The sequence below is a fragment of the Neobittarella massiliensis (ex Bilen et al. 2018) genome, from assembly GCF_900289145.1.
Classification (GTDB): domain Bacteria; phylum Bacillota; class Clostridia; order Oscillospirales; family Ruminococcaceae; genus Neobittarella; species Neobittarella massiliensis.
This window is the reverse complement of sequence record NZ_OKQO01000006.1, coordinates 24,099-45,247: the sequence shown is the minus strand read 5'-3', so window position 1 is coordinate 45,247 and position 21,149 is coordinate 24,099. Positions and strand designations below refer to the sequence as shown.

Here is a 21,149-nt window from a genome sequence, read left to right as displayed (position 1 = left end):
AACTATTTGGCAAAAAATAAATGGCAAAAGCCACTTATTTTAGTGGAAGCCCTAATACACCATACCAGCCATAGTGCTGGAATTTTATGATATTTTTTACATAATCCTCCGCCTTTTTATAAGGAACATCGTGCAAAACACACTCACATAGTGCAGTAATATATCCATGCGTCAAAATGTGTATTTCTATATCGTTTGGCAGACATTTCGCATATCCCGCTTCATATGCCGCCTTTACAAATAGGGCATTCTGTTTCGTATATTGAATTGTAATTTCTTCTATAAAGTTTTCGACGCGAGAACCTTTGCTGCATTTCAGCAAGAGTTGAAATTCCTCCAAATGCTCGTACATATAGTTGACATATGTCATTGCCTGAACATATGACGCTTCAACAGAATCCCTTTCAATAGCTTCTCTAATTCCAACTTTATCGTAAGGTTCTGCATTATCCAGAAAATCTAATGTATAATGGTAAACATCTTCGATTAAGGCAAAAAACAACGCTTCTTTATCCTTAAAATGTCGATATATTGCACCTGTTGTAACCTTTGCAGCGGTAACAATATCTTTAAGCTGCGTTGCCTGAAAGCCTTTTTTTAGGAATTCCACTTTCGCACATTCCATAATTCGCTCTCTTGTCAAGTCGGAACAGTAACTCAAAATATTTTCTCCCTTCTCTGATAATCGCTTTATTTAAGATAATCTAATTATCAAACCAAAATCAGAATAGCATATTTTTGTCTTGCTGTCAAGGGGACGATGCTTTTGTTATTATCATTATGTACCCAGCCGCCTGTGCGGCTGGGCTTCTTCTTTTTTGGAGCTGTTAACAGGCAGGTGTGCCATACCCGTAAATCTCATAGTATCCCACGGGATAGCTGTTCTGTCGCACGGAGTCGCCAGAGTTGCCCTCCACGGTGTAGACGCGGCCATTCTCCACCTTCTCCACAATCCCCACATGGTCGGAAGAACCGTCTTGGCCTCCATCATCCCAGTCAAAAAAGATGATGTCGCCGGGGCGCGGCTCATAGCTGTTATCCTGCCACAGCCCACGCTCCTGGAACCAGGGAACACCCTGGGACGCGCAGGCCGCAAACTTCGGGATCACGCCGGCTTCGATATAACCGCACTCATTGGCGCACCAGCTTACAAAGCAGGCGCACCATTCCACACGACTGCCAAAGCCGTACCAGCTCCAGTACGGTTCGCCGCCAACATTGCCCACCTGGGAGAGCGCCACCGTGACGATTTCGCCATCCCCTCCGGTAATGCCGTAAAGCACCTGGGACCAAAGGGAATTGTTCTCATCGGCTAAAAGTTCCGCCATCTGTTCCCGCTGGTCCTCGTTAAAGCCGAACTGGTTGGCCATTTCCTCCGCAGTCTTGTGGCTGACAGTGATATACAGATAGGTTTGCGTGACCGTGGTTTCCGTTTCCACGATATTGCCGTTGCCGTCATCGGATGTTTCAATCACTGTTTCCGTCTGGGTGGACGTGCTGGACGAGATCTCATTCATCTGCCAGAAGATGTCCTTTAACAGCTCTAGCTTCTCATCATCCATGGTGGCCACTTCCTGGGCGTTGTCCGAATCGGTGGTGGTTTTGACGGCGTAAACCGCCAATACCTCTTTCCACACAGCGCGGGAACCGGACATCTCCAACACATCATAGCTGTGGGACGTCTTGATCTCATCCAGGTTCTCCTGGTAATCTGTATTGATCTCCTGTACAGCAGTCTGCATGGTCTGCCCGGTGCCGGAATCCTCGCCGGAAAAGAAAATCCCAAAGCAGGAGCCGATAATCATACCGATGAGGCAGATTACAATAATTACCAGCACGGCGATCCAGCCCCCGGCAGCGATGGCGGCAATCAGCGCCTTGGTGGCTGCAATGATGGCTTTCACCGCCGCAACCGTAGCCTTGACCGCTGCCTTTGCCGCAACTACCGCAGTTCGAGCCGCTATGCGGGCGGCATGAGCTGCAGCCCTGGCCGCCCGCGCCGTGGCCTGGGCAGTCCGCTGGGCAGCTTTAGCCGCCTGTTGGCTGGTCTTGATACTGGCCTTGGCAGTCTTTTCCGCCGTCTTAATGGATTTGCTGGTGGTTTTTATGGTTCCCTTGGCCGTGGAAGAAGCCTGCTTGATGTTTTTTCGGCCCCTGTCCACTGTCTTAATGCCTTTCTTGCCGCGGTCCAGGGTCTTGATGGCCCCGCGCTCCTGACGGACCGCCTTGGCCGGCTCGGAAACCGTATCGGCTGCCTGACGGCCACTCCAGCGTGTGGCGGGCTGCCCAGCCTGCTGAGCCGCCTGTTTCTCCGCTTGTTTTTTCGGCTGTTCGGCTGCGGCTTTCCGCTTTTGGATTTTCTCCTTGAGCTGGGAGATATTCTCCTTAGTCGTCTGAACCCCTCTGCGGCCCTGTTTATCAAACTGGTGAACCGCTTCATGGGTGACGTTATCCACCCCAGCGGAAAGGCGGTCGGACGCATATTCACCAGGAGAGCTTTCCTCCGCATACAGGCTGTGGTCGGCCTTATCCTTGGTGCGGATATATGCCTCCTTCATCCGTTCAGAAGCAACCGCCGCTTTATCAATCGCTTTAATGCCTTTTTTCGCAGAAACTCTTGTTTTTATACCCTTGCCCATGGGCTTCACCTCCTTCCCCGGGCGGGGCCGCCCTTATTCCTCCAGCAGCTTGGCGACAACCACCATCCGCCCGTTGGTTCGGGAATACTCGCAGGTGGAAAGGGTAATGAGCTGGTCGCCGTATTCCGCAGTCACGCCCGTGTCATAGAGCGCCAGTTCCTTGCACTTGGCAATAAACTCGTCAAAATCTTCTTCCTGTTCGGCCCGGACGAAGTGGTAATACTTGAAGCCTTGCTCTGAGTAGGCCACCGTCTTAAATGCGGCGATTACCTCATACTCGCCAAAGCTGTCCAGCGTATCAAAATGAATGGTCTTGTGGTCCTGGTAGAAATCCTCACTCTCGTACTTGCACAGATCGGAGAACATACTGCCGTTGTTCATGTGATGGCCGTACAGCATCAGATTGTCGGAAATGCCGACGTCGCAGTTTTCCTGCATATAGGGCACCCCATAGCTGCTGTACGACTTATCAAAAGCGTGCTTCAGATAGAAGTTGGGGTTATCCTTGGTCTGCATGACGGGATAATCAATCCGGGTGCCGGGAATAGAAATCCAGCCCACCAAATCGCTGTTCTTGGCGTACACATCCGCATACTTTTCAAAAGCCGTGAGTTCTTCCGGCTCCTGGGCCGGGTCATCGGCCAGCTCCAGCGCGGGCAACTCCACATCTTCCTTGACCAGCCCGGCCACCTCGTCAAAGGCTTCGGCGCTTTGCTTTTGGTCCAGATATTCGCGGGCCAACATAGCCCCGGAGAAAAGGAACAGGGCGGCACAAAAGGCCGCCCCAGCGATCATCAGTCTGCTTTTCACTTTGTCACTCATATTTCACCCTCCTGTACTTATCGTGCCTGTTCCTTGCTGGCCGCTTGGCGGCGCTGCCCGGCCTGGGCCGATCTCAACCCCTGCAGTTCGGTTTTCACCGATGAGCGCCCGCCATTGATTCGCTCCACCGTGAGCGCCATGTCGCGTTCCATTTCCGAAAACACCTTGCCGCAAGACAGCACAAAGCTCCGCAGCTTGGCAAGCACACCCTTATCCGCAGATAATTCCTTGCTTTCCTGGGGTTCCTTTCCCGTAAGGGCAAGCCCGGCGTTTTTGATGTGGCCACCCGCCTGGTGCAATTCTTCCCGCATGGAGTCCAGTCTCACAGCGAGTTGCCCCATGCTTTTTTCCGAATGGGCAAAGCCCCGTCCCATCCGGGAAAGAACTGAGGGGATGTGCAGGGCCTGGGCCGCATGGCACAGGGCAGAGCGCCCTTTTTCCCGGAAGGTCTGCACCATCTGCTTTGCAGATGAAATGAGGTTTTCCTTTGCCGTGGAAACCATCACTTTGGTCTGGCGGACTTTACCCTCCACAGTGTCCGCAAGCTGGGAGCACCGTGCGCGGATTCCCTTGTCGTGGAGCTTGCCCACCTCCAGGCGCATTTCCTTCATTTCGTCCATCATCTGGGACAGCTTTTCTTCCATACCGTCGATATAGCCCACCAGGGCCTGTACTTCTTCCTTCTGCTTTTGAAGCCCGCTCTGTTCCAGAACGGAAATCAGGTCTATGATCTGCGGGTGGTCCCGCAACGTAAGAGCCGGTTCAGCCATTGTTCATTCCTCCATTCTCAAACGTATCATCGCGCCGGTTCCGCCTGCTTTCTTACAGGGGGCAGCTCCCGGCAGTATTTCGGGTAACGGATTTTCACGCCTTCCATAAAGTAGGGGGCGAACTCGCAGCAGAACAAATCCTCCGGGGAATAGGCGTTGCTGTGCTCCGGGTCGGTATAGCCGTTCCAGAGATTAAAAGCAAGGCGGCACACCCGGACGGTGCCGCTGGTCTGCCAGCCGCCGTGCATACCATCCGGCTCGATACAGTCCTGCTTGAAGTCAAACATCTGGCGGATGTTTGACCGCGTTTCCGGGGCAATCCCCATCACATAGAAAAAGGCCCGGTGGTAACAGTCGTTCCTCCGAGCCTCGCTCATCATATCCAAAAAGAAATCCCGGTGTTCCGGGGACGCAAAGCGAAGATTGCTCATACCGGCACCTCCTCGCCGCCGAATACGCCTTCACCGGGCTTGGTCGTCATCAGGGCATAGAGCTTGGTGTCACGGGGGAATCGGTTGATGAACGGCACCAGGGCGCTGCCATACCGGATGAGGCCGCAGCCAGCGTCCGCATTGGTGACATAGCTCATCTGCTCGTTGGAGATATTGAGGAGCTTCGCCAGCTTTGCCCGGTCGGACGCCGCCTGGTTCAGCATGACGATAAACTCCGAGTTAGAGAGCATGGTGCTGGCCTGGACGGAATCCAAAAGGTACTCCACGTTCTGGGTGATAGCAGTCGGGTAGGCCCCACGCTTTCTAAACTGCCTCCATGCGGAATTAAAGAAAATGCCGCTTTGCTCATTCTCAAACATCACATGGAACTCGTCGATGAACACATGGGTGCGCTTGCCCCGTTTCCAGTTGAGGGTGACGCGGTTGAGGATCGTATCGGTGATGACCAGGGAACCGGCAGGCTTTAGCTGCTCGCCCAGGCCGTGGATGTCGAACACCACATAGGGCTTGTTCAAATCCACCGTGCTTTCCCGGCCAAAGATGTCCAGGGAACCGGTGGTGTAAAGCTCCAGGGAAAGGGCGATCTCCCTGGCCTTATCCTCCGGCTGCTCCAGCAGTTTTTGACGCAGGTCGCAGAGGGTAGCCACCCTCCCGGCATTCTCCGCCTCCGGGTACACCAGGGCGGTGCAGCGGTCGATGATGGATTTATGCTGCGGCCCCACGCCGCGCTTGTCGATCTGCTCGATGAGGGACATGACAAACTGGCTCTTTTCCACGATGGGGTTTTGCTCACCGTAGCCCTCCACCATATACATGGCGTTGAGGCGGTCCTTGCCGCCTGCCACCAGATGGGCCACCGTCGCTTTCTCCCGGCCCAGGGCTTTGACGAGTGCGCCAAATTCTCCCTCCGGGTCACAGATCAGGATGTCGTCATTTGCGTAATCTGGGTGGAGCATAAGAAACGCGATCAGCTCCTTGGCGCTGAAGGACTTGCCCGCGCCGGGGACGCCCAGCAGGAAGGCCGACTGGTTCAAAAGGTTCGCCTTGTTGCACATGATGAGGTTGTGGGAAATGGCGTTCTCTCCAAAGTAAATGCCGCCCTTATCCTGGATCTCCTGGACCTTGAAGGGGATGAATACGGCCAGGGATTCCGTGGTGAGGGTACGGAAGGCGTTGATTTTCCGCACCCCGATGGGCAGGGCGGTGTTCAGGCCATCAAGCTGCTGGAACTTGAGCACCGCAAGCTGGCACATGTGCTTTCGCGCCACGGAAAGCACCGCTTCGGTATCGCTGTCAAGCTGCTCCTTGGTGTCGGCGGTGATGGCCAGGGTCATCACCGCGAACATCATCCTCTGGTCGCGGGTGGTGAGGTCATCCAAAAACTCCTTGCTTTCCTTGCGCTGCAATTCCATATCGTAGGGGACCACAGCAGAGAAGTTGTTGTTGGCGTTCTGGCGGCGCTGCCAGTTGGTGATGTTGGTTTCCACACCCAGCAGGCGGTTTTCCACCTCCCGCACGGCCTCATCCGTGGGAACCGGCACAATGTCGATGGAGAACATCAGATTTCGGTTGAAATCGGTAAGCTCCGTCACCATGTTATCCTTAATATAAGAGGCGTAGTCTTTGAGGAACAGCACCCGGCAGAACTTGCCGCCCAGCTTCAGATAGTCGCTCTTTTTTTCGATCCCGTCCGGGCAGATATAGTCCTTGAAGCTGTGGCCCCGCTTCATCATCTCACGGGCATTGAAAACAAACTCGGATTCCTCGCCTTGGCGGTAGAAGTCGTGCAGGATACGCAGGCGCTCGGTGGCGTCCAGCTCCACGCACTTGGAGCCAAGGGCCGCAAAGTGGGAAATCAGGTCGGCTCCCACACGAGAAAAATAGGCGCGGGCCTCCTCAATATCCTTCTTCACCACGGAGATGGTGATATACTTTTCCTGCATAATGCCGTTGGCTCCGGTGGCTTTATCCAGCAGCATTTGGTTATATTCCCCCCGGTACTCATCCCGGAAATCCCCCTGCATGGGCATGAGGATGGACGTTTCAAAGTTGGCCTGATTCATACGGCGGTTATTGATGGTGATTTTCGTCACCGCACCGGAATCCAGGGAATTGAGCAGCTCCGAATAGGTGAGGAACATGGATTCCTTGTCCTCGCGGCTGGCCACCAGATAGTTGATGTCGCTGAATTTATAGGTTTTGGAGAACTTGTTCCCCACAAGGAAGATGCCGTCCGGCCAGATACGGCGGACGGGGATCACATCCTGCACCTTCCGGGGGACGGTGTAACGCTCCTTTTCCTGCTTGGACATGGTTTTGATGGTCTTAATCATGCTTGGCCTCCTTCCGTTTGCTAAAGTGTTTCGGCTCCTTCCGGCGCTTCTTGCCGGGCCGCCCGGTTTGCAGCTCCTCGATGGTATCTTTCAGGGCCGCATAGTAGTAGTTGCTGTCCTCGAACTTAAACTCCTTCGGCTCCAGCATTTCCGAGCGCAGCCACGCCCAGATAAATTGTTCCGCCGTCATACCGTGATAGGTGATGAACCCCAGCATGGCAAAGGGGGCCGCCCCCAAAATGCACATCCAGGACAGGGTTTCCACCCCAAAGTAGGGGCGCAGGATAAAGTAAAGGCCCACGGCCACGCTGCAGGCGAGGACAGAAAAGATGAACTGCCGCATACTCAGCCCGAAAAACATGGATTCGGTGTAGTTGCGGATTTCCCGGTTGATCTTGACTTCCAAAATATCACCTCACAATCACATCGCCGGTTTCCAGGTAAACAATGCTGCTCTTGGGTATATAGGCAAAGCCCAGCAGCCGGTCGCCCACGGTAAAAATCTCGTCTGGGGCTGCTTTGGAGAAGTGCCCACAATTCCCTTTTCAGCGGGCAGGTCGTAATCCTCCACCATTGGGATGGCGGTTCCATCAATCAAGTGCAGCACATAGGTTTGATAACGCATTTATTTTCCTCCTTTTTTACAGGCCCATCATCTCGCGCACCACGCGGTCGGCCATTTTCACCGCGCCCACGAGGACAAGCATATTAAAGACCAGCTCCCCGATATAGCTCCACACCTGGGTGACTGCCGCCGCATTGGGGTCAATAGCAGGCGGGGCCGCCGCGAACAGGGAAAAGATGATACAGGCCAGCACAATGATGGCCCCTTCCAGACACACGGCGGCATAGCTCTTGATAAAACTCTTGCCCACGTTTTGGGTCGGTTCCCCGGCGAAGGTGGACAGGGGCACCGGCGCGATGGCCGTGTATAGTAGGGTAAGCGCCCAGCGCCTTGCCGCATTGCTGCGGTAGGTTTCCAAACGCTTCCCTCCAAACCGGACGTACACCTCTCAATGTATCCGGCTTTCCAGATATCAGTCTAACTTTCCATTGTGCAGCTTCACATGGCAGGAATGGCACAGGGCCATTGTCTTGCGTTTACGCGCAATCATTTGGCGTTCCCATTCTGCCTTACCACTTAAATCTTTCAGTTTTCGGATATGATGAATTTCAATATCCTCTGTTTCGGTTCCGCAGGATTCGCATATATGGCCTTGCAGCCGGTCTGTCAGACTTGTATAGCGGCGGTTTTCGTTCGCTCTGCCAATGATGTCCGGGTTTTCCGACACGACGACTTTGCCATTATGACGCATGCCCTGATTGTAGAACACCACAGATTTAGTCCCGTTTTTCGTTGGATACGATACGGTAAAATCTCCGTTATGGCAGTATTTACGAATGATTTTTCTCATATTCGTCCGATATTTTCCGGCAAAGGTCTTGTACATGCTGAACTTCATCACATAGAGAAAGTTATTTAGTACCGTTGCGTTGTTCGCCAGTCGGTAATAGTTGTACATTCCCCGTACTTCTGCATTGTACTGGTTCAGAATCTCAATATCGTCCAGGCGCATCAGTCCCGGACGCCGCACCGGTTCCCATACCCCTTTGTTCCCATAGGCTTTGTCGCAGTTGATTTTCAGTGCGCCATAGGAGAGCAGACGATTGACCCATTTCTCTTTGGGCACATACAGCTTAACTTTTCCTACATAAGTCCGGCGTGTAAATCCAGTCCTTGTTCGGGTGCTGTTTTGCTCCCGACTGATTGTAATCAGATATCCGAGGAAGTGAGCAAAGTCGTTGCCGTGGGTGATGAGCGTTTTTTCCTGGGACATCTCTAAATGTAGGTTCTTCCTGATGAACATTCCCACGTCGGATTTGACTTGCCTTGCGTCCTCTTTACTTCCAATCACACCAATCAGAAAGTCATCAGCGTAGCGGACATATACAATCCGCTTGTATTCCGTATCCATTGGATCGCTGTAAGGGATAAGATGCAGATAACCGTTCAGTTCCTGTATCTTCGCCATAACTTCCCGTCTTTTTTTCTCACTGATTTTCGCTTCATTGCGTTTCAGCCATTCCTGTTTGCCGCGCCGGATACTTAACAGCTTTTGGTAAGCCGGGTTGATTTTCCGTCTTGTACCGTGGTTAAAGGATCTTGCATATTCCGCCATAAATACGTCCAGTTCATTGAGATAGATATTCGCCAGGATTGGACTGATCAGCGACCCCTGTGGGGTGCCGGAGTAGGTGTTGTAGTACACCCAATTTTCCATATATCCGGCTTTCAGGAACTTCCAAATCAGGCCGATGAAATGCTCATCTGCAATGCGCCTGCGTAGTATCTGTATCAGCACATGATGGTCTACATGGTCAAAGCACCCTTTGATATCGCCCTCGACAAACCATTTAACCCCCGTGTAATTCCGCTTAATATACTGCAAGGCTGTATGGCAGCTCCGCTTTGGGCGAAATCCATGGGAGGTGTCTTGAAAGGTAGGTTCATAAATACTTTCCAGTATCATGCGTACCACCTCTTGTACCAGCTTATCATTGAAGGCTGGAATACCAAGAGGGCGTGTTTTACCATTTGCTTTTGGGATATATGTTCTTCTGGCGGGTTTTGGCTGATAGCTGAAATCCTTCAATTTTTCAATGAGGGCCTCAATTCGCTTCATACTCATGCCATCGATTGTTTTCCCATCGCTTCCGGCTGTCATGTTTCCAGGTTTTGCTTGGATACGCTCATATGCCAGCAGAAAAAACGCAGGATTGTACAGGTTTCGATAGAGACGCTTGTAGTGGTAATCTTTGTTTGCTGCTTTTGATTTCAGACTTTCCAAAACGTTCTTTGGACTTCTCATAGTGCCTCACGCACCTTTCCATTGATATTTTGGACGATATCCTGCCGTCCTTCGCCATGCGCAAGGCTTTCCCTTGCTCAGACTACTACGGCGGCTCCGTTGCCATATCGGATTTTCAGGCTCTGAAAGCCATAGCCTTTGAGGGCATTCCGGGTTAGGCAATCCCCGGTTAGGCAGTTTGGGACAGCTTGTTGTGATGTCGAAATGGGTTTTCGTCCGTTATCCGCTTACTGCGGTTGGCTGTCGTGGGTATTTCGCAATCGATGTCTACATGTCACTAATTGCCACGGCATGCGGCGAATACAACTATCCTGCGCCGCCGGCTCAAGTATGCCGCCTTGGACTGCCCTTCAAGCAATCCAGCTTTATTCCTCGTTCACAACGTTTCACCTTGCCGTTCAGTAGTGGTTCGATAGTTTCCCAACTTACGGCGTTGCCGATATGCTGCACTCCCCATTGGGTTTCCCCTCCGGATAAATCGGCTGGTGATAGGGTAATTTACACCTCCCTTCGAAATACCTTTTCCTACTACCGCGCTACTGGCAGAATCCCAAATTGCCCGCAGGCTGCTTTAGCTTACGCCGCAGCCTTTCCGGGCGCACAATAGAGCTTAAAAAACCGCCCGTAGACGGTCATTATCATAATGAAAGACAATATCGTGATAAACAGCCCGCCAATGAGCGTCACCGCCCAGAGGGGGATACTCTCGAAAAAGCCGCAGCTTTCCACCGCCGTGACAATCTCCTGGGGGAGAACCGTCTGCTGCGCGGTTCCAAAGCCCGCCGCGTTCATTATTGTTGAAACGAGGCCCTGGACGATATTAAAGAGGGCCATCATCAGCTCCAGCCCATAGGTCACGACACCTTTGGCAATGGCGAACCGGATAAACAGCTTTAAGGCGTGCTCCGGTTTCTTTACCTCGGCAAAGCTGCCGCAGGTACGCATGACGCCCACTACAAAGAACAGCACCAAAAGCGCAAGGCCAATGGCCCGCACCGCGTCGTGGATGTTGACAATGACGCCCCAGATGGAGCCACCCTTAAACTGTTCCGGGCTTTGGGTGATGAGCTGCCAGATCTCGGACAGGTACTTGTTCCAGGTGTCGAGGGCATTTTGCAAATTTTGAACAACCCAGTTATCGGACATTCAACAACCTCCTTTCCGGCAACGGTAAGGGGCAGGCCGCCATGGGCCTGCCCCCACACTGCCGTTATTAGAATCAGCCGGTAATCAGGGTCAAAATCTCCTTCGCAAACGTAATCACAACACCGCCGGCCAAGGTGAGAAAGCCGTTAGCCCTCTGGCTGGGGTCATGGCTTTTCAGAGAAAGGCCGATCTGCACGACGCCGAAGCCCAGCAGGATCATACCCACGGCGCGGATCAGGCCGAAGATGAAATCACTGAGGTTGTTGATAACAGTCAACGGGTCGCTGGCGGCAAAGGCCGTAGTGGTGCAGCAGCACAGCATGAGCACCAGGGCTGCATAAACAGCAAAGGCGCTCCGGCTCTTTTTTCCCATGGGCAGGCTGCGGGTTTCTTTCTTCTGCTTGCTTTCCTTATGAAACAGTTTCATTTTTGGTGTCCTCCTTAAATTGAAAGATATTCTCCATGTCCTCATCGGACAGAAGTTCGTAAAGGGTTTCCGGCTCCTGGATATTGGCAAGGTCGCCGGGGGTGAGGCGGCCAATGGTCATATCCGCCACGGCGTTTTCAGTGCCGCCGTGGGAATAGACAGGCGCGCCGCCATCGGTGGTGTACTTGATGTTGGGATGTTTCAAAAGGTCATACTTTTCATCCATCAGCGGCGCTTCGCCACGGATAAAGAGCAGGGCCAGGTTATTGTCCAGCATACGGACCTCATCGGGCGTCATCAGCTCCCGGCCCGTGATCTGGTTGTTGGTGGAGTAGCTGCCGGAATGCCCGGTGCTCTTGCCGTAGGTGTCCAGCCAGAGGGTGCTTTTCCCCAGGTAGTTCTCAGAGATCAGCTTGTGAGTGGACGTTTCATTGCCGCCCAGGTACAAAAATTCATCACAGTTGCCGATGATGGATTCCCATTGCTTTTCAAACAGCGCCTTGAGCTGGGCAATGTTCTGAATGATGATGGAAACGCTGATATTCCGGGAGCGCATGGTGGCCAGCAGCTTGTCGAAATCATCCGGCAAGCTCACGTTGGCGAACTCATCCATGAGAAAATGCACCGGTACGGGCAGGCTACCGCCGTGTACCCGGTCGGCAGAATAAAAAAGTTCCTGGAAAGTGCTGGCATACAGCAAACTTACCAAGAAATTGAAGCTGGCGTCGTTGTCCGGGATGAGGGCAAAGAGTGCCACTTTTTTCTCGCCCAGGCTGGAAAGGTCCAGTTCATCCGTGGCGGTAAGAGCCGCCACCGAAGAAAGATTGAATTTTTCCAGGCGGGACGCCAAGGTGATTTGGATGGATTTCAGCGTTTTGGCAGAGCCGGAACGGTAATCCTTGTAATACTTCACAGCGATGTGATCCGGGGAGCGCATTTCCAGCCGGTCAAACAGTTCGTCAAGCGGCGATTGGTAGGAATCATCATCCTCCCGCACCTCCCCGGCTCGGAGCATCTCCATAATCATGGGGAAATTCTTCTCATCCTCCGGCGCTTCGTACCACAGATAAAACACCAGCGCCATGAGGAGCATACTGGCCGCAGTATCCCAGAAAGGGTCGTTGGACTGGCTCCCTTTCGGAGTGGTGGCTTTGAAAAGGTTCGTCACCATCTTCTGCACATCGTTGTCGGATTTCAGATAGGCAAAGGGATTGTAGCAATGGCTTTTCTCCATGTTCAGAAGGTCCACCACCTTGATCTCATAGCCCATCTGTTCCAACAGGCCGCCGCAGTCACGAAGCAGTTCCCCCTTACAGTCCAAAATAAAAAGGGACGTATTGCATTGGCAGATGTTCACTTTGGCGTAGAACCGACTTTTTCCCGCACCACTGCCGCCCACCACCAAAGTGTTGAGGTTGCGGCGGTGCTTCCGGCCATCCAGCCCCATGCGGACGTGCTGGGTAAAAATGCGGTTTTTGAACGGATCCTTGTCCCGGTATTTCTTATTCACGGCCCGCGGATCGCCCCATTTGGCGGAACCGTGTTCTTCACCTCGTCTGTAATTGCGCCGGGAAGAAAGATAAATGCCAATGCCCAGCCCATAGGCGGCAATAAAAATGAGGACAGTTTTTACACTGTCCTCACACCACACGATTTTGAATGGATTGTTCATTGCCGCAGGCAGGGCGCTGACGATCTCCGAAAGTCCCCCGGAAATGGCAGGCGCAATCAGCAGGGCGAACCAGATCACCGGGACCAGCCCCAGGGCATAGAGCCAGGGGCCGCCCGCCTTATTATCTGGCTTCATCCCGGCGCTTCGCTTTCTTGTCTTTTTGGGCTGGGGCGTCAATGGTTTTCAGCAGAACGTCCTCCACCGGGCCGGGGTCACGCTGTTCCTCCAGCATATCGTTGCGCAGTTCGTTGAGGGCGCGAATCATGATCCCATGCTCATAGCTGTCCAGGGTGAGGACGACTTTTTCCTGTTTTTCCATGGGTCTACTCCTCCTTTACCGTTCCTGTTCCTTCTGCTTGCTGTCGCGGGTGAGGCCCATAGCCCTGGCCATACGGCCATTGAGGGATTTGAACGTATCCCGCATATCGGTGAGGGCAGCAGGAATATCCTCCCTGGGGACCTGCCCCTGAAACACGCCGTCCAGTTTGGAAATCTCATACTCTTTGGCGTCCACGCCATACCGCTTGCAGAGCATATAGCTGACAGCATAGGCTTTGTAGCCATCTGTCTCTCTGGAATAGCCGTCCATGCTTTGGGCAAGCTGCACGTTGGCAACCTCCAGAGAAACACAGCGGAAGATGTCCGGCGCGTCCATGCCCTTTTTCACCAGGATGGCGTTCTGCTCTGCAGAAAACATGGCCCCACGGCCCTGTGGCAGTTCCTCCACGGCCCGGATGGGCACCGGGGAACTGGCAATCAGGCCCTTTAAGAGCAGACGGTCATCGTAGCGCACCTGGGGCTGAACCTGATCCCGCGCCGTAGTCTGGGAAATATCATAGACTTCCTTGGCGTAAAAGTTCTGGCCCACGCTGCCATCCTCACGCCGGTATGCCTTGCCCGGCTCCAGAATGATGATGGGCAAACGCTTCTCATCCTCCAAAATCTCGATCCCCTGGGCGTGCCACTCCTTGTAGCCGCCTACACGCACCGCGTCGGGGCATTTATCCCCAATCAGAAGTGCATTGCGAGCAGAGTGGAAGGGAAAACGGCTCTGCACATCCAGATATGCCTCCATACTGCCCGTACCCTCGGAGAACTCTCCAAAAATCCGGTCCAAGGTGGCATAGGCTTCTTTTCGCTGTTTTTCCTCCCGGATCTGCCACCACTGGCGCTTGGGGCGCTCTTTCTGGCTTTCCTGCTTTTGCGGCGCGGCCTCCGCCTGGGGCTGCTGTTCAAACAGATCGTCAAAATTATTCATCACAGATTACCTCTCTTTCGATTTGGGCTTCTTTTTGGGTTTGGGCGGCTGGTGCCGGGTTGTTTTCTGAGCCGCCTTCTTCTGGGGTGCAGCCGGCTCCTCGGCCCTGGCAGCCTCCGCCTCCTTCTTCCGCTGGGCCTGGATGTCCCGCAGCTCCTGCCGGACGGAAGGCTTCTCGGCTCCATCAGAAGTACCCCTTGCGGACTTGCTGCTGCTCTCGGAGATAGGCTCGGACGGAGGGGATTTTTCCGCCGCTGGGGCAAAAGGGGCGTTCTTCTCCGCTGCCGGATTTTCCGGCTGGGCTTTTTCTTTCTGGGTGGGCTTTTCCATCAGCTCATCCAAAAGCTGGTCGTCCACACTCTTTTCCGGCATGGCCTGCTCCGGCGCGGCGGGTTCGCTGCCGCGCTGTTCGCGGGATTTCTCAATATCCTCCTTGATCGAAGCCGTATCCACAACGGTGAGCTTGAACTTCTCCACGATCCGGTTGGCTCTGGCAGCGTCATCCTCGAACACCAGAATGTCGATGGTGTCGTCGCCTTTCTTCACCGGGATGGGCGCATAAAGAATCCCGTACCCCTTGGCTTGCTTGGCAAACTCCGGGCAATCCTCCTTCTTGATGGTGTAAACCTTTAAGGGGCGCTTCTCCCGCAGCATGGCTTCAATGCGGGCTTTGCCCTTGGTCTTTTTCTGGTCTTTCAGAACCGTGTAAAGGGCGGCGGCCAGATTTTTAGCAGCAGAACCGGTGATTTTGAGGGCAAATTCAGCGCCCTCCAGGCTCATCCGTACCACTTGCTCCGCCGCGTCGCCTGAGTTATACATCAAAAATCATCTCCTTCCTGGGGGAGCCGCCCGGCCCTGCTCCGGCTCCTGGCGGGCTTTCTCATCCCTGCCGGAGACTTCCTCACGGGCGGCCTGTATCTTATCCTTGATGGAAGTGGAGCGCAGGGCAATATCCCCGCACAGCTTCACCTCCCGGCGCAGCTCCTTGATCTGCGCAGATAGTTTGGAGATCTCAGCCCGGATATACTCCTGCCTGGCAGGGTCGGCCAGAACTGCCTTGGTGCGAAGTTTCCGGTACAGGCTTTTCCGCTGTTCCGTCAGGCCGGCAAACTGAGATTTCACATCGGACCGATAGGCGTTAAGCTGCTCCAGGGTGTCAATGCGGTGGCGGGAAAGAAGGCAGGCTTCATCGGTAAGCTCCTGCGCCCGGATCAAATCCTCCCGCAGTGCATGAGGCACCCGCCTGGGCGGGCGGTTCTGCTTTTGGGGGAATACCCCCAGCAGATAGCAGTAGTGGAAGTAGAGGGCGCGGAACCCCGTCACCTTTTTGGCCTGTTTCAAATCCCCGTGTAGCCTGCACCGAAACGGCTCCGGCCTGTGTTCCCGCTGGGGGCGGCGCTGGGCTAAAATCCGCCTGCGGATGTTCTCCATCGAGTAGTCCTCGCCAAAGTTACGCATGAGCTTGCGTCCACGGGGGTAATTCGGCGGGCGGACCGTAATATCCTTGCCCACCTTGACGTCATAGCCCATCTGCCGCAGATGATAAAAAAACTGCCGTTCCGTCATAGACTGGCGGATGGCAGTATCCACATCGGCTTTGATGAGGGAGAGATAGGTGGGGCGGCCTTCCTGCTCGGCCCGCCATTCCCCGTAGTGCTTGGATTTTCCCCGCTGGGGGTTCTCAATGACAGAAAGCCCATACTCGCGGCACAGCCGGTCGGATTCCCGCTGCATATCGAAATAATCCTGCTCGGTACGATGGTACTTGATGCCGTCCACGAAGGAAACCGTGTTCACTACAAAATGATTGTGCAGATGATTTTCCCTGTCCAGATGGGTAGCCACCAGCACCTGGTATTTTTCACCCCACAGCTTTTTTGCCAGGGCAAGGCCGATCTCATGGGCCAGCTCCGGCGTGGCCTCGCCGGGGGCAAAGCTCTGATAGCCGTGGTAGGCCACAGTCCCGTCCTCCTTTCCGAAACGCTTTTTTACCGCTATCATCTCATCGCGGGCCGTAGAGGGGCTGCAATTCACCCCGGAAACAAACTGCCGCATGACCGTTTCGCCTTCGCTTTCCACCGTCTTGCCTGTTTTTTGCTGCTGGACGGCATACTCGATCACATCGGATAGGCCCTGGGCCTCCTTGCCATCCATATCCTGCTTTTCAAAGAAATCAGGATTTTCGGTCTTATCTGGATTCTCGATATAGATGAGAACCTTGCCCAGCCAGCCGTTCACCCGCCAGATAGACGTGGTAGCCACGTCACACCGCGCTCCGCTTGCCGCTTTTGCCGCAAGCGTCAAAAGGCTCACCGCTTCGCGGGTGCTCCTTCTCCCCACGAAGCAGGCTTCGCGGGGACCCCTTCGTGTCCATAGCGCGGGGAAGGATCACCGCTTTGGTGATGTCCCGGACGAGCTGGTCGAATTTTCGCATTTCCTCATCATAGCGGCGCTCATCAATGACGCCCAGCACATGGGCTTTCTGGGCGATCTGGTTGAGGTTGCCGCCAATCCGGTGAAGCTCCCGCATAAAGTCGTAGTAGGCGGGCGGCGGCGCGTCCTGGGGAACCAGGCCGTTCACCAGATGGCGCAGGTACGCCTCACGGGAAAGGCCGCTGCGCTTTACTTTTTTGTTGAAGGCTTCCGCCTCTTTTTTGTCCAGCCAAAACTGTACGTGTACGTTGCGTTTTCTCATTCTTCCGAATCCTCCTTTCTGCCTATGCGGTTGATTTGAAGCAGGCACATAATCAGCACGCCGACCACACCGCCCAGCAGAAATCCAATGGCGAAAAACAATCCTTCCATGAAAACCTCCATCCTTTCAAAAGGGGTATTAGGGGGCGTTCCCCCTAACAAGCGGCCTTTGTGGTATCACAAAGGCGATGCTTGCTGGTACAGCTACATTCCATTCCCCTGCGGGGAATCCGGGACAGGCGAAAAAAGAACTCATCGCTCGCCCCGGTCACGGAAATACCGCTTGGCATGGAACTCCACGCCGGTAAAATGGCTGGCGTCCAGAACGACTTCGCCGCGTTTCCATTGGTCCCTGGCAAACTGCTCGGCCTCCTCCCGGCTGTTTGCCGCCACCTTCATTTTCACCTCCAGCGTTTCCCGGATGGTAACATCATAATGGTTCATCACTCACGCTCCTCTCTAAAAATGGGCAGCAAAAAAGAGCGTCCATTTTCAGAACGCTCTCCAAAAAAGAGATTCGTTTTTACCGCGCCTTCTCCTGTTTCAGATGACGGGTGGGGATTGCCAGCAGCTTACGCACCCGGCTCTCCAAATGCTTCTCAATGGCCTGCAAATGTTCTTCCGGCAGGCCCAGGCTTTCGTGGCGCTTGAACCGGAACCCGATCATGCGGCGAAGCTGCTCTTTCTGCTTTGGCCCCATGACCTCTGCACACACTTCCTCATAGGAGATGTTGTAGGGGTTAGAACGGGTTTTTGCATACTCGTCCAGATTCGCATAATCTTCCTTACCGGCATAGCAGAACAGGGACAGCCCATTGTCAAAAATGGGGGCGGGCGCAATAATGTTGCCGCTGTGGTTATCCCGCAGGACGCCAAAGTTTCCAAAGTGGCGGTCCTCATTGTAAATCAGAGCGTCAAACACCAGCATACTGCGGATTTGCTCGGAAAACTCCGGCCCCAGCTTGTCGTAGTAGGCAAGGCAGGCGGCAATGCCCCCGGTTCGGACAATGCGCCCGATGGGGATATAGGCTGTGTCGATGTTGGTAAACAGGGCGCACTTAGAGGCGGTAATGCCTTTCCAATTCTCCAGGTCATAATGCACGGCGTTCAGACGCATGGTTTCCGCAATCTGCGAAGCATAATACTCGCAGTACGGCTCCCGGCCCGCATTGGACGCGCCGGTCGTGCCGCCCTTGTAGAGATAAATCCCATCGTGCTCCACATATCGCCACGCCTTGGGCAGCATACCGCCTGTGGTCAGCTCCGGGGATGTGGTAAACGCCTGCCTGCTCCCGCCTGCGCCGGTATAGGCCACCAGCGCCAGTATCTCGGAAAAGCGATTTTCGTAAAGATTGTATTGGGAGAATCCCCCCTCAAATCCTTCCGGCACCACCCAATAGCTGTCGTTGAGCGACAGCCCCTTGCACACGTCGATGATTCCCTTGGTGTCGTTGTGGCTGAGGCCAAGGGTTTTCAAAATCTCGTCCACAAAGGCGCGGTTTTTGGGGATAACCCGCCGCTCCAGCCAATGAATGACGCCCTCGCCGGTGCGCTCCATATCCAAAGGCAGCAAATGGGCCTGCTCCTCGTTGGTGTATAAGATTTCAGCCACAAGGCCGGACAAGCCCTGCTTTTCCATGGAAAAGCGCATTAGCTCCGTATCATAAATGCGGAGACTGTAAACATTACTCATAGGCTCCTCCTTGTCGTTCAGTTCCAGTGAAACATCCTTTCCCAGCGCCGAGGCGATTTTTAAGATCATATCAAGCGTGGGGTTCTGTGTCCCACTTTCCAGGCGGTTAATGCCGGAACGCTGGATTCCCAGCCGCCTTGCCAGTTCTGCCTGGGAAATGCCCTGCTCCAGACGGGCCTCCACAAGCTGGGATATGATTTTCTGCCGTTTGCGCAGTTCATCCATACTCTCACCTCACTGCTTTAATGTTAACATATATGATAACAATTTGCAAGAGGGAGAATCTGTCGAAGCTGCAAAACTGGCAACTCACCGCTCCGGCTCTTTGCTGTGGCTGCCCCGAATGGGAATCCCCAGCCGGTGGCACAGAAAATCATTCACATCCTTTCCACGGGGCGGCGGTTTGTTCTCCACACGGTAGCCCTCCGGCATGACAGCCATGATTGCCTTGGCCGCCAGCCGGCCAGCCGTGTCATTGTCCAAATGGAGATAGACGGTTTTCACATGGGGGTGGTCATCCAAAAATCGGGTGAGGGCCACCGGCAGCTTGCTTTCCTCCATCTTTTTCTTCGGCTGGTACACCCCGGCCAGGGACAGCAGATTGTGCCGCCGCCAGTCAATCCCGTCCAGCTTGCAGAGAGTGGCATAGGACATCACATCAATGGCGCACTCGCACAGATGGACTGCCGGATTTTCCACGCAAGCGGGCAGGGCGAAGGAAAAGTGCTTATCACTGCCGCTTAAATCCCCGTGGAACCGGGCTTCACTGATTCCCCGCAGGCAGCCGAACCGCGCCTTGCCATCCTTGTCGAAGCCCACAAAAACCACGTTGCTGTGGCCCTTGTTCCGGCTCTCATAAATCCGCCCGGTCTGAACGCAGTAGTCCAAAATCTCCTGGTCAATGCCCCGGCCTTTGAGATAGGCCATCATCGCCCGATTATCCGGGGCGGCCTGGGGCAGAAGCAGGTGCTTGGGCTTTTCCTCCTTCGGCGCTGGCACAAAGGAAGGCGGCGGGATGGCAGCCCTTCCGGAGATAGTTTCCATGGCCTCCAAAAAGGAATAGCCGTTGACCTTGATGAGATAGTCCAGCGCACTGTAACCGCCAATCCCGCGGGAAAACCAGCACCATTTGCCGTTGGAAATCCGCAGGCTGTCATGGGTCTTGGTACAGTAGACGTTGCCGGACACATGGACCAGCTCCTGGGGTTCGCAGGTTTGCAGGTAGGTGAGCAGGTCCACCTGCCTTGCCCGTTCGATGGCTTCTGAATCGTAAAAAGGCATAAAAAAATACAGCCCCCTTCACATAGCCATAGATTAGCCGCCCCATGTGGGGTAGCTGACTATGTAAAAGGGGCTGTACTCTTTTCAGATATGGAAAAAGCCGACTGGATTGCTCCAATCGACTTTCTGCATATACTTTTGCGATTTATATGCAGATATGAATGGGGAATGTGCAGTTTTGGGCGGCAGCTTTAAGCCATATCCAAAAACTCCAAGAATTTCAATAGTTTTTACTCCTAATCCGTAAAAACTTGTTTTGTTCAAGACCTTTTTGGGGGTGCGAATGAATTTGGATATGTAAAAGCGGCATGGATTTTTCCATGCCGCCCAAAAAACTATTCAGTTTTGAAAGCGCCGATTTTCTTCAGATAGGCAAATCCGTCTGCATGGCCCCGGAAGTAGATGTGTTCCCGTTCCATATTATCGGCCCGCATATACAGCCGGATAAATTCTTTCAAGGCTTCATGCTCCTCAGCGGTAAAAGAAAGTTCTCCCTTGCCCTCCAGCAGAGCGCCAATCACAAGATTTTGGCGTTTCAGTTCCTCCATCTGGGCCTTCAACTCGGTATATTCCGGGCTGGCAGCCGCCAAATCCATCACGATGTCGCTGTCGATTTCAGAAAACTGCTCGGAAATGCGCTCCGGGAGCAGGCAGTAGCTATCGTCCATCTATCATCGTCCATCTATCATCACCCCTTATCACGATTTTTATTATACTATACCTGCCCCGCAGCGCAATGGCAAATGTGCAATCACCTTTCTTTCTGCGCTTTGGCTTTCTGTTTGGCTTCGGCGGCCCTGGCCTGTTCCTGGACAGTATCCCATACCGTATCCATATAAGAGGTTTCCTGGTTCTCCCACCTCTCAAAAATCTGCTTCAAGGGCTTGTCAGATTTCAGCAGCGCCCTGGCCTGACTATCCTCCAGATCGTGGTATTCAAGAGACATCAGGATGTCCTCCCGCACCGTGTACTCATAGGCATGGTTCAAAATCTCAGCCGGCGGTTGGGAGAGCAGCCAATCCCGGAACTGCTCCTGTTCCGCAAACATTTTCTCATAGAGCCTGGTATTTAATTCTTCGTTGGTCATCGTAT

The 21,149-nt window shown here is 53.8% G+C and carries 22 protein-coding genes and 2 pseudogenes; all 24 read right to left on the bottom strand.

Features of this window, described 5'->3' with window-relative positions; translation table 11 throughout:
• Positions 1 to 34: 34 nt before the first annotated feature.
• The 24 genes and pseudogenes from C6Y32_RS09275 to C6Y32_RS09160 all read right to left on the bottom strand — a co-directional run bounded on the left by C6Y32_RS09275 (position 35) and on the right by C6Y32_RS09160 (position 21,144).
• Positions 35 to 625, bottom strand: a complete 591-nt coding sequence (locus C6Y32_RS09275; protein ID WP_015535507.1) for a TetR/AcrR family transcriptional regulator — start codon at positions 623 to 625, stop codon at positions 35 to 37.
• Between the two features lie 202 nt (positions 626 to 827).
• Entirely contained in the window at positions 828 to 2,639 is a 1,812-nt protein-coding gene (locus C6Y32_RS09270; protein ID WP_164998203.1) for a CHAP domain-containing protein, read from the bottom strand.
• A gap of 33 nt (positions 2,640 to 2,672) precedes the next feature.
• Complete coding sequence (gene srtB, locus C6Y32_RS09265) at positions 2,673 to 3,461, bottom strand: class B sortase (RefSeq protein WP_015535510.1); 789 nt, start codon at positions 3,459 to 3,461, stop codon at positions 2,673 to 2,675.
• 17 nt (positions 3,462 to 3,478) lie between these two features.
• On the bottom strand, positions 3,479 to 4,231 hold the full coding sequence (locus tag C6Y32_RS09260; protein WP_105205004.1) for a DUF6674 family protein: 753 nt from the start codon (positions 4,229 to 4,231) through the stop codon (positions 3,479 to 3,481).
• A gap of 26 nt (positions 4,232 to 4,257) precedes the next feature.
• Positions 4,258 to 4,662 carry a DUF6075 family protein gene (locus C6Y32_RS09255; protein WP_081459202.1) on the bottom strand — a complete coding sequence of 135 codons (405 nt, stop codon included), beginning with the start codon at positions 4,660 to 4,662 and terminating at the stop codon, positions 4,258 to 4,260.
• A complete protein-coding gene (locus C6Y32_RS09250; protein ID WP_081459203.1) occupies positions 4,659 to 7,016 on the bottom strand; it encodes a VirB4-like conjugal transfer ATPase, CD1110 family in 2,358 nt (785 codons plus the stop codon). The genes C6Y32_RS09255 and C6Y32_RS09250 overlap by 4 nt, the downstream gene beginning before the upstream one ends.
• Positions 7,009 to 7,422 carry a PrgI family protein gene (locus tag C6Y32_RS09245; protein WP_055271109.1) on the bottom strand — a complete coding sequence of 138 codons (414 nt, stop codon included), beginning with the start codon at positions 7,420 to 7,422 and terminating at the stop codon, positions 7,009 to 7,011. The genes C6Y32_RS09250 and C6Y32_RS09245 overlap by 8 nt, the downstream gene beginning before the upstream one ends.
• 15 nt (positions 7,423 to 7,437) lie before the next feature.
• Entirely contained in the window at positions 7,438 to 7,641 is a 204-nt protein-coding gene (locus C6Y32_RS09240; protein ID WP_055271107.1) for a hypothetical protein, read from the bottom strand.
• A gap of 16 nt (positions 7,642 to 7,657) precedes the next feature.
• Positions 7,658 to 7,951 (bottom strand): annotated as a pseudogene (locus C6Y32_RS09235) (hypothetical protein); the annotation flags it as partial.
• Positions 7,952 to 8,053: 102 nt separating this feature from the next.
• The gene (locus C6Y32_RS09230; RefSeq protein ID WP_105205003.1) at positions 8,054 to 9,886 is read right to left on the bottom strand and encodes a reverse transcriptase/maturase family protein; all 1,833 of its coding nucleotides are present in this window, start codon (positions 9,884 to 9,886) and stop codon (positions 8,054 to 8,056) included.
• A 603-nt stretch (positions 9,887 to 10,489) separates the two neighbouring features.
• Positions 10,490 to 11,032 (bottom strand): annotated as a pseudogene (locus C6Y32_RS09225) (VirB6/TrbL-like conjugal transfer protein, CD1112 family); the annotation flags it as partial.
• A gap of 73 nt (positions 11,033 to 11,105) precedes the next feature.
• Positions 11,106 to 11,459: a hypothetical protein gene (locus C6Y32_RS09220; RefSeq protein WP_015535514.1), complete on the bottom strand. Its 354-nt coding sequence runs from the start codon at positions 11,457 to 11,459 to the stop codon at positions 11,106 to 11,108.
• Entirely contained in the window at positions 11,443 to 13,266 is a 1,824-nt protein-coding gene (locus C6Y32_RS09215) for a VirD4-like conjugal transfer protein, CD1115 family (protein WP_015535515.1), read from the bottom strand. The genes C6Y32_RS09220 and C6Y32_RS09215 overlap by 17 nt, the downstream gene beginning before the upstream one ends.
• Positions 13,253 to 13,450 carry a hypothetical protein gene (locus C6Y32_RS09210; RefSeq protein ID WP_015535516.1) on the bottom strand — a complete coding sequence of 66 codons (198 nt, stop codon included), beginning with the start codon at positions 13,448 to 13,450 and terminating at the stop codon, positions 13,253 to 13,255. Before C6Y32_RS09210 ends, C6Y32_RS09215 begins: the two co-directional genes overlap by 14 nt.
• Before the next feature lie 15 nt (positions 13,451 to 13,465).
• Positions 13,466 to 14,389, bottom strand: a complete 924-nt coding sequence (locus C6Y32_RS09205) for a hypothetical protein (protein ID WP_015535517.1) — start codon at positions 14,387 to 14,389, stop codon at positions 13,466 to 13,468.
• A 6-nt stretch (positions 14,390 to 14,395) separates the two neighbouring features.
• Complete coding sequence (locus tag C6Y32_RS09200) at positions 14,396 to 15,208, bottom strand: PcfB family protein (protein ID WP_015535518.1); 813 nt, start codon at positions 15,206 to 15,208, stop codon at positions 14,396 to 14,398.
• A gap of 6 nt (positions 15,209 to 15,214) precedes the next feature.
• Positions 15,215 to 16,651, bottom strand: a complete 1,437-nt coding sequence (locus C6Y32_RS09195) for a relaxase/mobilization nuclease domain-containing protein (RefSeq protein ID WP_044932516.1) — start codon at positions 16,649 to 16,651, stop codon at positions 15,215 to 15,217.
• A gap of 1 nt (position 16,652) precedes the next feature.
• Positions 16,653 to 17,084 carry a plasmid mobilization protein gene (locus C6Y32_RS09190; protein ID WP_015535519.1) on the bottom strand — a complete coding sequence of 144 codons (432 nt, stop codon included), beginning with the start codon at positions 17,082 to 17,084 and terminating at the stop codon, positions 16,653 to 16,655.
• Entirely contained in the window at positions 17,081 to 17,194 is a 114-nt protein-coding gene (locus tag C6Y32_RS09185) for a DUF3789 domain-containing protein (RefSeq protein ID WP_015535520.1), read from the bottom strand. The genes C6Y32_RS09190 and C6Y32_RS09185 overlap by 4 nt, the downstream gene beginning before the upstream one ends.
• Before the next feature lie 141 nt (positions 17,195 to 17,335).
• Positions 17,336 to 17,527, bottom strand: a complete 192-nt coding sequence (locus C6Y32_RS09180) for a DpnD/PcfM family protein (RefSeq protein ID WP_015535521.1) — start codon at positions 17,525 to 17,527, stop codon at positions 17,336 to 17,338.
• 79 nt (positions 17,528 to 17,606) lie between these two features.
• Positions 17,607 to 19,001 carry a helix-turn-helix domain-containing protein gene (locus C6Y32_RS09175; RefSeq protein ID WP_015535522.1) on the bottom strand — a complete coding sequence of 465 codons (1,395 nt, stop codon included), beginning with the start codon at positions 18,999 to 19,001 and terminating at the stop codon, positions 17,607 to 17,609.
• Positions 19,002 to 19,085: 84 nt separating this feature from the next.
• Positions 19,086 to 20,057: a DUF3991 and TOPRIM domain-containing protein gene (locus C6Y32_RS09170; protein ID WP_015535523.1), complete on the bottom strand. Its 972-nt coding sequence runs from the start codon at positions 20,055 to 20,057 to the stop codon at positions 19,086 to 19,088.
• A gap of 335 nt (positions 20,058 to 20,392) precedes the next feature.
• Positions 20,393 to 20,725 carry a DUF6664 family protein gene (locus tag C6Y32_RS09165; protein ID WP_015535524.1) on the bottom strand — a complete coding sequence of 111 codons (333 nt, stop codon included), beginning with the start codon at positions 20,723 to 20,725 and terminating at the stop codon, positions 20,393 to 20,395.
• 83 nt (positions 20,726 to 20,808) lie between these two features.
• A complete protein-coding gene (locus tag C6Y32_RS09160) occupies positions 20,809 to 21,144 on the bottom strand; it encodes a DUF3848 domain-containing protein (RefSeq protein WP_015535525.1) in 336 nt (111 codons plus the stop codon).
• Between the last annotated feature and the right edge of the window lie 5 nt (positions 21,145 to 21,149).